This window comes from Mesorhizobium sp. M0800 (genome assembly GCF_040320095.1).
Taxonomy (GTDB): domain Bacteria; phylum Pseudomonadota; class Alphaproteobacteria; order Rhizobiales; family Rhizobiaceae; genus Mesorhizobium.
The window spans coordinates 1-13,827 of record NZ_JAMYOZ010000061.1; the positions used below are offsets into that span (position 1 = coordinate 1).

General features: G+C 60.8%; 14 protein-coding genes and 3 pseudogenes. 9 read left to right on the forward strand and 8 right to left on the reverse strand.

What is annotated here, in order from left to right; translation table 11 throughout:
- Positions 1-588: 588 nt before the first annotated feature.
- Positions 589-714, forward strand: a pseudogene (locus tag NKI18_RS32720) (glutathione S-transferase family protein); the annotation flags it as partial.
- A gap of 55 nt (positions 715-769) precedes the next feature.
- Here the strand turns inward: NKI18_RS32720 and NKI18_RS32725 are convergent.
- Complete coding sequence (locus NKI18_RS32725) at positions 770-2,440, reverse strand: FAD-dependent oxidoreductase (RefSeq protein WP_352622476.1); 1,671 nt, start codon at positions 2,438-2,440, stop codon at positions 770-772.
- Positions 2,441-2,601: 161 nt separating this feature from the next.
- Here NKI18_RS32725 and NKI18_RS32730 point away from each other — a divergent pair.
- From NKI18_RS32730 to NKI18_RS32750, 5 genes and pseudogenes are all read left to right on the forward strand, one after another.
- Positions 2,602-2,859, forward strand: a pseudogene (locus NKI18_RS32730) (SAM-dependent methyltransferase); the annotation flags it as partial.
- 66 nt (positions 2,860-2,925) lie between these two features.
- On the forward strand, positions 2,926-3,222 hold the full coding sequence (locus tag NKI18_RS32735) for a DUF718 domain-containing protein (protein WP_352622475.1): 297 nt from the start codon (positions 2,926-2,928) through the stop codon (positions 3,220-3,222).
- A gap of 816 nt (positions 3,223-4,038) precedes the next feature.
- Positions 4,039-5,394, forward strand: coding sequence for a selenium-binding family protein (locus NKI18_RS32740; protein ID WP_352622473.1), 1,356 nt, complete (start codon positions 4,039-4,041; stop codon positions 5,392-5,394).
- A complete protein-coding gene (locus NKI18_RS32745; protein ID WP_352622471.1) occupies positions 5,391-5,762 on the forward strand; it encodes a 2Fe-2S iron-sulfur cluster-binding protein in 372 nt (123 codons plus the stop codon). Before NKI18_RS32740 ends, NKI18_RS32745 begins: the two co-directional genes overlap by 4 nt.
- 5 nt (positions 5,763-5,767) lie before the next feature.
- Positions 5,768-6,217 (forward strand): CoA-binding protein, encoded by a 450-nt coding sequence (locus NKI18_RS32750; protein WP_352622480.1) that lies wholly within the window; start codon positions 5,768-5,770, stop codon positions 6,215-6,217.
- Between the two features lie 73 nt (positions 6,218-6,290).
- Here the strand turns inward: NKI18_RS32750 and NKI18_RS32755 are convergent, their stop codons facing one another.
- From NKI18_RS32755 to NKI18_RS32770, 4 genes are all read right to left on the reverse strand, one after another.
- Positions 6,291-7,520 carry an NAD(P)-binding domain-containing protein gene (locus NKI18_RS32755; protein WP_352622470.1) on the reverse strand — a complete coding sequence of 410 codons (1,230 nt, stop codon included), beginning with the start codon at positions 7,518-7,520 and terminating at the stop codon, positions 6,291-6,293.
- 59 nt (positions 7,521-7,579) lie between these two features.
- Complete coding sequence (locus NKI18_RS32760; protein WP_023679231.1) at positions 7,580-8,137, reverse strand: OsmC family protein; 558 nt, start codon at positions 8,135-8,137, stop codon at positions 7,580-7,582.
- Between the two features lie 62 nt (positions 8,138-8,199).
- Positions 8,200-8,430 (reverse strand): hypothetical protein, encoded by a 231-nt coding sequence (locus NKI18_RS32765; protein WP_352622467.1) that lies wholly within the window; start codon positions 8,428-8,430, stop codon positions 8,200-8,202.
- Between the two features lie 268 nt (positions 8,431-8,698).
- Positions 8,699-9,331, reverse strand: a complete 633-nt coding sequence (locus NKI18_RS32770; protein ID WP_352622479.1) for a TetR/AcrR family transcriptional regulator — start codon at positions 9,329-9,331, stop codon at positions 8,699-8,701.
- A 90-nt stretch (positions 9,332-9,421) separates the two neighbouring features.
- Between NKI18_RS32770 and NKI18_RS32775 the strand changes: the two genes are divergently transcribed.
- Positions 9,422-10,243, forward strand: coding sequence for an alpha/beta fold hydrolase (locus tag NKI18_RS32775; RefSeq protein WP_352622465.1), 822 nt, complete (start codon positions 9,422-9,424; stop codon positions 10,241-10,243).
- Positions 10,244-10,385: 142 nt separating this feature from the next.
- On the opposite strand, the gene NKI18_RS32780 is transcribed toward NKI18_RS32775, so the two are convergent.
- Together NKI18_RS32780 and NKI18_RS32785 are read right to left on the reverse strand one after the other, a co-directional pair.
- Positions 10,386-10,898: an OmpA family protein gene (locus NKI18_RS32780; RefSeq protein ID WP_352622464.1), complete on the reverse strand. Its 513-nt coding sequence runs from the start codon at positions 10,896-10,898 to the stop codon at positions 10,386-10,388.
- 10 nt (positions 10,899-10,908) lie between these two features.
- On the reverse strand, positions 10,909-11,568 hold the full coding sequence (locus tag NKI18_RS32785) for a L,D-transpeptidase (protein ID WP_352622463.1): 660 nt from the start codon (positions 11,566-11,568) through the stop codon (positions 10,909-10,911).
- 267 nt (positions 11,569-11,835) lie between these two features.
- On the opposite strand from NKI18_RS32785, the gene NKI18_RS32790 reads away from it, so the two are divergent.
- Positions 11,836-12,897, forward strand: a complete 1,062-nt coding sequence (locus NKI18_RS32790) for an aminopeptidase (RefSeq protein ID WP_352622478.1) — start codon at positions 11,836-11,838, stop codon at positions 12,895-12,897.
- Positions 12,898-13,128: 231 nt separating this feature from the next.
- Here NKI18_RS32790 and NKI18_RS32795 read toward each other — a convergent pair whose 3' ends face one another.
- Positions 13,129-13,362, reverse strand: a complete 234-nt coding sequence (locus NKI18_RS32795; protein ID WP_023679240.1) for a hypothetical protein — start codon at positions 13,360-13,362, stop codon at positions 13,129-13,131.
- Between the two features lie 320 nt (positions 13,363-13,682).
- On the opposite strand from NKI18_RS32795, the pseudogene NKI18_RS32800 reads away from it, so the two are divergent.
- Positions 13,683-13,827, forward strand: a pseudogene (locus NKI18_RS32800) (enolase C-terminal domain-like protein); the annotation flags it as partial.

Below are 13,827 nucleotides of genomic sequence, written 5' to 3' on the forward strand. Positions count from 1 at the left end.
CGGGAAGAGGATGCTGGCTTCTTCGGCTGAACCATCCTTCTTGCGCCACCCAGCACCACGCGGACCGCTTCCCACAACCTGTCCGGAATGACCGTTTCGGGGCCGGAAGCAGATTGTCGGCTATGGGAGAATCCGCCCGACTCCTTGCGATAGACGAAAGTCCGCTCTGGAAAAGCACCGGGGGTCTTGAAATGGCACGACCGAGCCGACGGGCGCATCGGCTCGGACTATACCGCGTGGGAGCGCTCTACGTCTCGATCGGGCGGAAAGTGGTCGCGCACGGGAGCGGCCTAAGTAGGCTCATCTGCGCCAACAGGCGACTCCCAAAACAAGATCCACACCAGCAAACCCCTTTGGCGGAACGAAACAAAACTTGCCGTCGCCGGAGTCGCCCCCAAGCGAACGCCCCACCTCGCGCAGGCCGATGTCTGCCGCGGAAAAGCGAAGGAGGGTAAGGTTATCGCGCCAAGCTGATCGCCGCTCGGCAAAGGTCTGTTTCTGGGCCGGAAGCAGACGGTCCGGTTCTCGAACGACCTAGTCAGAAAACTGCCCTTCCGCTGACGACCCGCGACGAGACCTGGCATAACCCTTCTGATGGTGGCGGTGCTGCGCAGGTTGAACGGATCGGGTATACTGGACGAATATCCGAACCTCTCCGCTTATGTAGCCCGCGGCGAAGTGCGGCCAGCCTTCAAGCGTGCTTTCGATGCTTAATTGGCGGTTTTCACGCCGCATCGACCGGCTGATGACATTCTGGTTACTTGACCCTCTAGCTTTGGTTGCGGTCTACTTTCTCTTCATTGGCCAGATACTGGTGGACGAAGGCGATGGCCATGCTGCCCTCGCCGACCGCCGAGGCAACGCGTTTGACCGGGCTCAGGCGTACGTCGCCGCAGGCGAAGATGCCGGGCGCGCTGGTCTCGAGCAGGTAGGGGTCGCGGCCATGCGACCAGAGCCTGGCCTTCTTCACGTCGTCGCCGGTCAGCACATAACCGCGTGCATCGCGCGCTACGTCGGCCGGCAGCCACTCGGTCTCGGCGTTGGCGCCGATGAACACGAACAGCCCGCCGCATTCGTGCCGGCTCACCTCGTTGCCGGTCTTGTCGAGAATGTCGATGGCCGTCAGGTGCGTCTCGCCGTGCACGGCCTGGACTTCGGAGCGAAGCTGGACCTTTACGTTGGATTTCGCCCTGAGCTGCTCGATCAGATAGTGGGACATGCTGTCGGCAAGCGAGGGGCCGCGCACCAGCAGCGTCACGCTGCGCGCATGGCCGGAAAAATGCATCGCCGCCTGGCCGGCCGAATTGCCGGCGCCGATCAGGTAGACATCCTGCCCATGCGTGCTGCTCGCCTCGCTGCGCGCGGCGCCATAATAAACGCCTTTGCCGATCAACCGGTCGAACCCGTCGATGGCAAGACGGCGCCAGGCGACGCCGGTTGCCAGCATGAGGCTGCGGGCGCGCACGACATCGGTGCCGTCGAGCACCACCTCGTGCGTCGTCGGGTCGATGCCGGCGACCGAACGGGTGACCAGGATTTCGGCGCCGAGCCGCTTTGCCTGCTGCAGCGCGCGGCTGGCAAGCTCGTCGCCGGAAATGCCGCTTGGAAAGCCGAGATAGTTCTCGATGCGCGAGGATGTTCCCGCCTGCCCGCCGGGCGCCTCGCGTTCGACGACGATGGTGCGCAGCCCCTCGGAGGCGCCATAGACCGCAGCCGCAAGACCGGCCGGTCCGCCGCCGATGATCGCGACGTCGTACTCGGCGCCGCGCGGGCGCGTCTGCAGCCCGAGGCGAATGGCAAGATCGCGCACGGCGGGTGCTTCGATAATCTCCCCGTCCGCCAGCCGGGCAACGGGACCATCGAGAGCCGGCCTGCCGAGGGCAGACCAGAAAGCCTCGGCATCCGACGTGTCGGGCAACAGCCAGGTGAACGAAATCTGGTTGCGGGCCAGAAACCGGCGCAGTTCGCCGCACGCCGTGTCCCAGCGATGGCCGACCAATGTGACGCGCGGCCTCTGCGGCTCGGCAGTGACGCTTTGCAGCCCGCCCATCCGCTCGCGGGCAAGCGCGCTGACCTTTTGGGCCACGTCCTTTGAAACCGCGGCGATGGAATAATACTGCTGAACCTCGATGCGCATGACGCGGGAAGATTCGGCGGCGCGATAGCCACCGGGAAAACCCGAGCCAAGCGCAATCGGCACCTCGCCGAAGATCGTTCCCGGCAGACGCCAACCCAGCGTTCGCTCGATGCCGTCGAAGGTCTTTAGGACTTCGATCTTGCCGGCGAGAACCGCAAACAGCGCGGCCTCTCCACCCTCGTGAATCGCGAACTCTCCGGGGCTGAGGTGAAGATCGGCCGCTGTCCGCGCCAGCCGCTCCAGCTCTGCCGCCGGCAAACCCGAAAACAACGGGATCGCTCCCACTTCATCACTTGTCAGCATGGCCCCTCGCGGGAGCCAGTTAGCGTTGTTTTTTTGTCGTGATCAATAAAAAAGCGAGGCGGAGCCGCGTTTTGGCAGAGAGCGCAACCTCCCCGTTGTTGTACCGTTGTTGTGGGGGAGATCGGCAGCCTCGACGCCATGCCACGCATGCTCGTAGCTCGCTCAAGCCGGACGGCACGTGGATCATCGTCGAGCCGTTCGCGCACGATCATCTGGCTGTTAACCCCGTCGGGCGCGCCTATTATGCCGCCTCCGCCTTTGTGTGCACGCCCGCGTCGCTGGCGCAGGATGTCGGGCTCCGGGGCTGGCGCCCAGGCCGGAGAGGCAAGGCTGAGGGAGGTCGTCACCAGCGGTGGATTCACCGCTTCCGCCGCACCGCGGAGACGCCGTCCAACATGGTGCTGGAGGCCCCCCCGTAGTAGGATGGCTGCCGCAGGAAGATTGCTGCTCAAAAAGGTTGCTGCTCCAATCGATCGGAGGAAGCTATGACCGCCTACAATGTAGTCCGCTTTCGCACAAAGCCAAGCATAGAAAAGGCCTTCGTCGAAGCGCACAAGATTATCGCGCTCAACGCGACAGGCTTTCGCAAGGGCGCCCTGATCAAGACTGGCGAGCCCACATTCTGCTTTGTCGGCGAGTGGCAGGACATGGACAGCCTCGCCGCCGCGCGGCCGTCGATGATCGGCATTCTCGACACGTTCCGCGATATGCTCGAAGACCTCGGCGGCGACCTCGGCCTTACCGACCCGGTCTCGGGGACAGTCGTTGCTGAGGTAAGCTGAGGCAGGCTCGAGTTCGCGAAGGCCGGCCGAACTCCCAGGCGATCAACCAAAAAGGCAGAGCAGGTTTTGGCGGATGTAGCCAAGCGACAGAGGTTCGTGCCGGAATTGGTCGGGCGTCTGACGGGCTGTAGCGGCTGAGCCGGAGGCTTGGGTGGCCTCAGCCCGCTGCGTGAGGATTCGCCGCGCGCTACGGTTTTTCTCTGCTTCGGATGATCCAAGCGGACAACGGTCCGACGAAGACACTGTCGGCGAGTGCTCGTTCCTCCGCACTCAAAGAACCAGGCATCGTGCACGCAGTGCTGGGTTCGCTCAGCAGCGTCGAGGTAGCGAGTGCAAGGAGACTTGCTCTCATTTTGCACACCCGCTCAGACCCCACACGCATTGCGCCGATGTTAGCTCAACCTGATAGGATGACCATGCGCGATTGCGATTGAGGATCAGGTAATGGCCGGAAGCGGTCCGATCGATTGCGGTAAGAACGCGCGAGAATGCAGACATCCAATCCGGGGTTCGAAGTCTCGTACTGACCCAACCCAGACGTTCCCGACCGCTGGAATACTGTCTTGAAACCGTGGAAAGAAGCCGGGGGCTTTCACTTGGGCTTGGTCCAGGCACTGCTCTCCGGATCACTCCGCCAACGTTCCCTCGGGATAAGAAGCTGGCGTTGGGTGGTCCCACGGGGGCTCTGTCGCCAAGTTGTACGTCACGTGCGCACTTCACAAGCCACCCCGGCCATAGCGCCAATGCCAAGCATGCACTAACATTCCAGCTTGCCCCTTTGGGGCTGGCCAGTGATCTGTTCAAAGGGAAGTACCCATGACCAATCATTGCTGTGGACCGGGCTATGCTTCTCCAGCCGAGGCGATGACGGCACCTCGCGAAAAGCTGCTCTATACGATTGCCATCTACACCGGCACGGGCATTCAGAAGCCGGACTATCTGTGCACCATTGATGTCGACCCGGAGAGTTCGACCTACAGCCAGGTGATTTCGCGTTTGCAAATGCCGGGTATTGGCGATGAGCTTCATCACTCGGGCTGGAATGCCTGTTCGTCGTGCCACGGCGATGCGAGCATGGAGCGGAAATATCTGATCGTGCCGGGTGTGCGCTCGTCAAATCTGCATATTATTGATTGCGGTACCGATCCGCGCAGCCCGACACTGTTCAAGGTGATAGACGGCGCTGAAATCAAAGCCAGGACTAACCTGTCGGCGCCACACACGGTGCATTGCCTCGGCTCGGACATCATCGTTTCCATGCTTGGTGACGCCCAGGGCAATGCCCCCGGCGGCTATTTGCAACTCAGCAAGGAGTTCGAGATTGTCGGCCGCTGGGAAAACTCCATGGGCAGGATCAAGTTTGGTTATGATTTCTGGTACCAGCCGCGACACAACGTAATGGTCAGCTCGGAATGGGCCGCGCCCAATACCTTCATGCCTGGCTTTGACCTGGAAGAGGTTGGTCATCTGAAATATGGCCGAGAGATCCATTTCTGGGATTTTGAAAAGAAGGAGCCAAAGCAAACATTCTATCTCGGTGAAGATGGCTTGATCCCACTGGAAGTGCGATTCCATCATAACCCCGACAGCAGTCACGGCTTTGTTGGCGCGGCCCTTTCTGCAAATATCATCCATTGGTGGAAGGACGCGGCGGGTGACTGGCAATGGGAAAAAATTGTCGATGTCGAAAATGAGCCGCATCCCGAATGGCCCATTCCGATACCGGGCGTTATCTCAGTCATACTGCTCAGCATGGACGATAGATACCTCTATCTGTGCAACTGGTTGCATGGCGACATCCGTCAGTATGATATCTCGGACCCCCACAACGCCAAGCTTACCGGACAAGTGTGGATGGGCGGACTTCTCGGACGTGCGCCTGAGGTCAATGGCGTGAAAGTGACTGGCGGGCCGCAGATGATACAGCTCAGCCTCGACGGCAAGCGCCTTTATGTGACGACCTCGCTCTTCTCGACCTGGGACAATCAGTTCTATCCGGAAATCCGCACCAATGGCGGATGCATGCTGATGGTCAATTGCGATACGGAAAACGGCGGCATGGAAATTGATCCGCGATTTGTCGTCGATTTTGGCGAGGAACCAAATGGACCAAGCCGCTGCCACGAAACCCGTTATCCCGGCGGTGATTGCACGAGTGACATCTGGGTATGACCAACTTCACCATCACTCTCGTCAATCAAGGCGGTGCGGCCTTTGACGTCGATCGCCGCAAGCCCCTCTTGCAAAGCTTGCGCGAGCAGGGCGTGGACCTGCCCTACGGGTGCAAGTATGGCGGCTGCATAACCTGTGCGGCCAAAATAATCAGCGGCAAAGTCAATCAAAAAGCGCAGCGGGCGCTGAACAACCGCCAGATCACCAATGGCTATATAATCCTCTGCGTTGCCCGCCCTATGAGCGACTGCACGCTGGAAGTCGGCGTTGAAAGCCACGACAAGCTCTATCGCAACCCCTTCCTTGACCCCTTGGCCGCTCATGAATTGAAAGCCGATATTGCGACCCCGTTGGAAGCAAAGAAATGACCCATATGAATCATGATGAGCCCTATTCGGAGGCTTATCTGCAAGACATTCTGAAATCGGTCAAAACCATCGCGATGGTTGGGGCCAGCCCCGATAAAACTAAATTTTCCTATGGGGTACTCAGGGTGCTTCACGAAATCGGCTACGACATGATCCCGGTTAATCCCACTCCCGGTCTGGCTGAGATTCGAGGGCTTAAGGTGTACGCGTCACTAGCGGCCATCGACCGGCCTGTGGATATGGTTGAGGTTTTTCGCCGCTCCGAAGATCTGTTGGAAGTTGCACAGGAGGCCATCGCAATCAATGCCAAGGTTCTGTGGGGTCAGATTGGGGTGCGCGATGACGCTGCCGCCCAGTTGGCGGAGGAAGCGGGCTTGAAAGTGGTGATGAACCGCTGTCCCAAGATTGAGTTGTTCCGCCCCTTCTGGAAGCCAAAGCTGCACTTGGGAATATGACTGCAGGGGCGCAGAATTCGGGGTTGTCGCGGCAACCAACCTGTTCCCTCTGGAGTCTCAGACGTTGATTCTGCTAGCAGATTGAATTTTGCCCGAGGTACGATGCCAGATGATCGCTGAGATCACGCGCGTCGTCGCCAGCGCCGTCGATCAGAGCAGACTTGCGGCGGCGCAGAAACTGCGTCCCCATCAGGTACAGGCCCGGATGTTCCGCTACACCGCCGTCGTGACGGACGTGGCCCTTGCGGTCGAGGACCGGCAGTTCCAGCCAGGAGTAGTCCGGCCGGTAGCCGGTGGCCCAGATGATCGTCCTGATAGCGCCTCCGGCAAGATCGAGGCCGAGCGGCGGGTTGTCCTCGACACGGGTCGGCGGCAGGCGATCCGGCGGCCCGACCGTAGCGTCCAGGCCGTTGGCGCGCGCCCATTCGTCGATGAGGTCGAGCAGCCGTGCCATCTTGAGATCGGAAAGCGCGCACATGTTGCGCAACGACCCCGCAAACTGGGCCTTGCCGTCTTCGGTGATGCCGGCAAGACGACCGATGAGCCGGACGCCGAGGTCGTCGAGCGCATTGAGGTCGAGGGTGATGCGGTCGGGCGTGCCGGCAAGCTGTAGCGAAGGAACCCGTCGCGCCCGCCTGATGTCGTCCACCTCGTCGTAACGCTCGTCGAGCACGCCGGCGGCGTCCATCCACCATTCCAGGTCCTTGCCGCGATAGACGCGGGGCGCCCGGATGTGCTCGCCCACCGACAGGGTCACTTGACGCCCCGAACGCTGCAGCTCCTGTGCGATCTGGGTGCCGCTCGACGACGCGCCCACCACCATCACGCCACCGTCGGCGACCTGACCCGGATTGCGGTAGGACTGTGCCGTCAGCATGGCGACCGACGGCGGCACGCGGCTGGCGACGTCGGGCAGGCGCGCGATGTTGCACGCGCCCGACGCCAGCACGACGGTCCGACACCGCCACTCGCCGCGGTCCGTGCGCACAAGATATCCCGCCCCGTCGCTGCGAACCGAGGTAACGGTCGTGTGGGTTCTGACCGGAGCCGAGATCGCCTTGGCATAGTTCCCGAGGAAGTCGATCACCTCAGGCATCGTCCGGTAGCCGTCGGGATCGTCGCCGTCATAGCGGAAGCCCGGCAGCCGGCTCTGCCAGTTCGGGGTGAGCAGCCGCAGTGAATCCCATCGCTCGGTGCGCCAGGTATGGGCGATCTCGCCGCGCTCCAGCAGCACATGGTCGATAGAGCGCTCCGCGAGGCAGCGGCTCATCGCGAGCCCCGCGTGCCCCGCGCCGACGATCACTGTGGTGACGGAACTAATCGCACCCTCTCATCAGGAGAGTCTACGGTTCGAAGCGCCTTTCAATTCACCACGACCGTGACGTTCGTCGGATTGGTGACAATGTCATAGACCGCCGACCGCTTCTGCGACTGAGCGACGATAGCCTCGATGTCCTCGCGCTTGGCGTCGGCGTCGATGTTGTATTTCACCGTGATGCCGCTGAAGCCGTTGCGCACGTCGCTGTCGATGCCGAGTATTCCGGCGAGATCCATGTCGCCTTCGATGGTCGCCTTCACCGACTTCAACTGGATGTTCCGGTTCTGGGCAACCGCGGCGATGCCGGCGGTCAGGCAACTCGCCAGTCCGACCAGCACGTATTCGACGGGCGTGGCGCCCTTGTCCTGGGAAGCGAAGACCTCCGGATGGTCTGCGTCGAATGTGAAGGTGGTCTTGCGATGCTGATCCTCGCCGAGACCGTAGAAGCTCTCGACCGACGAGTGGCTGTGGGTGCCATCCTTCCATTCGCAGGCCGCGCGCCACTTGAACTGCGCTGCCTCCGGGGCGTTGGTAAGCGCTTCGCGTGCGCCGAGCAGCGCCTCTACGTTAACGCCGTTGTTTGCCTGTACTTCGGAAGCCATAATTATTATCCTCCCTACCTTGCACTGGCTCAAAAACCCGACCGATCTCACTGACCTCCCGATCAGATTTCACCATGGCGCGGCATGCTATGGGTCGCGAAGCGTTTCTTCAAGTTGTTTCCGCAGCGGAATGTTCGCCCTCGTGTGCCGAGTTGTGCCTTGGCAGGCTCTGGCGCGACCACGACCTTCAGCGTGGTCAATTGCAGTGTCTGCTTCCGGGCGGAGGCAAAGTTCGCCTCTATGGCCGACATCAGGCGCGAAGCTGCCGGATCGAAATACGAAGCGATGAGCAACCCGCGCGACGCCGTCCTCATTCAGATTTCAATTCGTTCGGCCAGCGCGGACCGCGGAAGTAGCTCCTCCCGTGCCTGGTCAGACAGGCTGTCGTCCCCCATTCTTTGCACAGCGCCTCAATGAACGGATTATCCTTTAGCTGCCAGATTGCGGTGTTAGGGCGGTACGGACCTATGCGTTGACGGCGTTTGGAGTCGTATCGGGCTGCACGCGGTGGATCCTAGAGGCGGCAGAACATGCGTTTGATGGAGTTTCGGTCGATCTCGCTCACACCATGTCTTCGGCAACACGAAAAAGGAGGCGGATATACCGCTCCAGATGGGCGAGGCTTTCGCGCGCCAGCTCCGCATCATTCCCTGCTTTCGCGAGAACAAATCCTCCTTGTATGACAGTCTGCGTGTATCGAGCCAGACTTTCGGCGGTCCAATCATCCGTGATGCCGCGCTCACGGCGAGCCAGTTCGATGTCGGCTTCTAGCGTGGACGCATGACCGAATATGCTAGCTCCACAGGCATCGCGGATGCTGGGAAAACTCGAGAAGGTCTCTTGGGCCATCGTTCCGACCAGACAGCTGGAACCTGCCAGATCGTCGGTGATGATCGCTTTGCGAAAAGCGACATACGCAAGCACCCTCTCCAACGCATCGAGAGGGCGATGATAGGGAGCAGCGGCGAAAAAGTCCGAGGTGGTCTTAGCCCAAAATTCCGCAGCTGCAATTCCCAGGGCTTCCTTGCTACCGAAGCTGTGGAAGAATGCCCCCTTAGTTACCGCAGCCGCCTTGCACAGATCATCAACGCTGGCTGAGGCGAAGCCTTTGGCGCGGATAGTGTCCCTTGCAGCTTCCAGGAGCCGGGTTCGGGCATCACCGCGCTCGGGAGCATGTTTGGTTGGCCTAGACATGCGAATATTCATACCTTACGATCGGTATGTGTCAATAGTGAAGCCCCCATTCGCCAAGGGTGCATAGGTCTCGAAAACACGGAACGCGATATGAATTTATATGACGACGATCTTACCCGGTTTGCTGAGCATGGGGCCGCCCTTCTCCCTGCCACAGATGGCGAGGATCGAGTAGAGCATGACGGAGCCCTGATCTGGTACGCATCATTTGGTAGCGGTCCTCCCGTCATCCTCTTGCATGGCGGACTCGGCCACAGCGGCAACTGGGGATATCAGGTTTCGGCCTTGGCGGCGGCGGGCCACCGCGTGGTGACGATCGACAGTCGCGGACACGGCCGCAGCACCCGCGATGACAGGGCATATTCCTATGAACTCATGGCTTCTGACGTCGTGGCTGTGATGGACCACCTTTCCCTTGACAAGGCTACCTTCGTCGGCTGGAGTGACGGCGCCTGCGTCGCTCTGGTACTTGCCTCCAAGGCACCAGCACGCGTGGCAGGCGTCTTCTTTTTTGCCTGCAACATGGATCCTGGTGGCACAAAGCAGATCGAACCGAGTCCGCTTCTCGATCGTTGCTTCAGTCGCCACAGGAAAGACTACGCCATGCTCTCCGCCACGCCAGGCGACTTCGACCAGTTCGTCGGCGCCGTGGGGCTGATGATGCGAACCCAGCCAAACTATACCAAAGAGGACCTTGGCGCCATCAAAGTGCCTGTGTTCATCGCACTCGGCGAGCATGACGAATTTATCAAGCAAGAGCATGCCAACTACCTGGCTGACGCTATTCTGGGGGCCGAATTGATCATTTTGCCCGGCGTTAGTCACTTCGCGCCATTACAGCGTCCGGACGCATTCAACGCGACGGCCCTCGCCTTCATAGCCAAGGTATCGATCTCGGGTTCGGACCGATAACCAGTAGCTGGCGGTCGCGGCGAGGCAGCCGGCTGCGAGGAGAACGGCGTTGAGTCGTATTGGATTGCGACGCGGCGGAAAGGCAGCAGACCGCCGTCGCCTGTGAGACTCTGCTTCGGGTCACAAGCAGAACAGCAGCCCCCTACGGCTCGTCCCTCTCATCGCGCAAATTAGACACAACGCGGCGGTTCTGCGACCTGCAGGCGGCGTCGGGGCACTCGCGGACGAGCCTGTCCTTGCCGTAGCCCTTGGCCCACATGCGGTTGCGGTCTATGCCGCCGGCGGCGAGGTAGTCCATCACCGCATCGGCGCGCTGCTGCGACAGCGCCATTTCACTTGCGCCGGGATCGTCGGCGAAACCCTGCAGCTTGAGCAGCCAGCGCGGATGCTTTGCTAGCCAGGCGATCTGGGTGTCGAGGGTGGCCTTGGCGACAGAATCGAGCGCGGCCGAACCTTGCGTGAAATAGGTGCGGCGGCCGACATTGAGGATAAAATCCTCCTCGCTGCCCGGCTGCACGTTCTGGAAGCCGGCAACCTCGGTGTTGGTGACGTCGGGCGTGGAAGGGGCCAGCGTGTTGCTGGTCGAGCAGGATGCGGCCAGCACCAGCAGGCCCGCGGCGAGCAGCCGGCGCGTGTTTTCAATCATGCGGTTCATGAGGCGCCAATCATTCGACAATGGTGGAAGCGGGCGCCTGGTCGGCGATGTGCGGCAAGACCTGCACCGCGGTGCCGATCGGGCAGCGCTGGTAGAGGTCGATGATGTCTTCCGGGAACATGCGGATGCAGCCGCTGGAAGCGTCGGTGCCGATGCTCCACGGCTCCAGCGTGCCATGCAGGCGGTAGCCGGTGTCGGCGCCGTTGCGGTGCAGATAGAGCGCGCGCGGCCCGAGCGGATTGTTGGACGCGCCGCCTGCGACCATGGGCGGTAGGTCCGGCTTGCGCTTACGCATTTCGGGGGGCGGGACCCATTGCGGCCACAGTGCGCGGCGGTCGATCGTCGCGCGGCCGTACCATTTGAAGCCGTCCTTGCCGACGCCGACGCCGTAGCGGATGGCGGTCTTGTTTTCCATAATGACGTAGAGGAAGTGGTGGCGGGTATCGACCACGACGGTGCCGACCGGCTCGCTGCTGAAATACTTAACGATCTGGCGATGCCATCTCTTGTCGATCTTGGCGAAGTTGGTCTTGCGATACACAAAATTGTTGTCGCTGGCGGTACCGGCGAAAAAGGATTTTGCCGCCGCTGCTTGAGCAATATTGCTGGTTGCACCCACCGCGACCAGCGCCAGGCCGCCGAGCACGACCTCCCTGCGTGATAAAACCATCGGCAATATTCCCCCCCATGCCAAAAGCCTGGCGGACCATAGTTGAGAATTACTTCGCCTCAAAGTGGAAAATGCTGCGTTGCTTCAGTCCGCCGTGTCCGGACATTCGGCAATTTGGCGGCGAGTGACCGAATTGTGACAATCTTGCCGAGGACGAACGTCTAACCTAAACCCCATCCAGGATCTTAACCAAATTGGCGCGACTGTTTGGGACCGGGCGTAGTTGCGACATTTGCCCTATCCGGACGTGTGAGCGATGCCGTGGGCATGATGCATGCTTTTTTTCGTTCGGTTGCTGCGATGATCGTGATGTCCGGCGTGGCAGGTTGCACCAGCATTTCCTACTACGCACAATCCTTGAAGGGTCACGTGGAGATCATGGCGGCGCGCCAGGATGTAGGAGAGCTGATCGACAATCCTTCGACCCCTGGGACATTGCGCGCTCGAATGGCATCGGCGAGCGCCGTCCGACAGTTTGCGATAGATGAACTAGCGCTGCCGGACAACAATAGCTACCGCAGCTATGTTGACGTTGGTCGGGACGCGGTGACATGGGCCATCTTCGCAGCGCCGGAATTCTCGCTGACGCCACGAACATGGTGCTTTCCAGTGTTCGGATGCGTTCCGTACCGAGGATACTTCTCCAAAAGGTCTGCGATTGAAACCGCTGTCGAACTTCAGAGACAGGGCCTGGACGTCTATGTGACGGGCATCACTGCATATTCCACACTCGGCTGGTCAAGTGACCCGCTGCTAAGCACCATGCTCAGCCAAGATGAAGCGGGTCTTGCAGGGCTGGTGTTCCATGAGCTGGCCCACCAGCGCGTCTACGTACAGGACGATTCCGGGTTCAACGAAGCGTTCGCTGCCGCTGTCGAAACAACCGGTGTAAGAAAATGGCTGCGCGCGAATGGGGATACTGCCGGTTTGCGCCGTTACGAAGCCGACCGGAGGCGCAGAGCTCAATTTCTTGCGCTGGTGTCGCAGACCCGAGACGAGCTAAGGCACGTCTATGACGACAGCGCTACCTCTGAGCAAAAGCGGGCCGCAAAGATAGCCGCGATCGAACGGCTGCGGATGCGCTACCGAGAGATGCGCGATAGTCGCTGGCGTGGATACCGGAGATACGATGTCTGGTTCGATTCTCCGATCAACAACGCGAAGCTCGCCGCGACTTCCGTCTACGGCGATCGGGTGGCGACGTTTCTCCGCTTGTTCGATTTGTGTTCGGGCGACTATCCACGATTCTTCGCGTCGGTTCGATGGATAGGAGCGTTAGACAAATCTGACCGCGCCGAAGCGCTCAAGGCGGCAGATTCATGCGATTGATCCGGTCAAATCCGCAAGCCAGAAGCGGCGAATCGGTCGCTGATGTACTCGGCAGCCGGGGCAGGTGATTGAATTGACCATTTGTCGGCCGATTTCCTAGGTGCTCTGACGTCGGCGGGGCCGGAAGCCGCATGCCGGCCTACAGAAGCCAAAAGCGGACTTGCCTGAACTCCCCGCGGGATCTTGGACCATAATGATTGCCGGCGGGCCGTAGCGCCTCAGCGTGCGCCCCTACGAGGCCGAAAACCTCACGCTCACGCCGCGCTGCCGAAAATAAGCCTGCATTAGCTTGCGGCCCGAACGGTTGTTCTGCGCCAGCCTGGTCGGATCGAACACCGCTTGTTCTATCCCCTCTCGCGCCAGCGCTGCTTTGAGCGCCGCGATATGTGCGTCGATGTCGGCATTGTTCACCCGGAGCGATGCATAGATGCTGTCGGTCGCCTCGGCCACGGTCGGCTCGCTCACGGGTGTACTCCTTTGGCTATTCGGGCGGCGGCTTAGCACAGATCAGCGGCTTCGCCGATACCGATAAGACGGCTAGATGGGCGGCAACAGTGTTCCTTGGGGTCGGCTGTGAATCATGGGTTCCGCCTGAGTCGGAGATCGCAAGCCATGTCGATACGAACGAGTCAGGAGGATTGGACGCACACGTTCGAGTATCCGAGCTTGCCTGCCGCGACGCGGGCGGGGGATGGCTCCGCCCGGGCGTGGCCTGAGGAAGTTCACCTCAAATTGCTCTTCGGAAACAGCAGGCGATCGGGTTTTGCATTCATTCGCGCCAGCATTTCCTGGGCGACAGGGTCGGCCTGGCGCTAGACTGCGGCCCCGGCTGGATGCTGCCCGATGCGATCAAGTTCGCTCGCGCGGTCGAGAAGTACAATTTGATGTGGCTCGAGGACATGCTGACCGGCGACTATGTGCCGTGGGTCA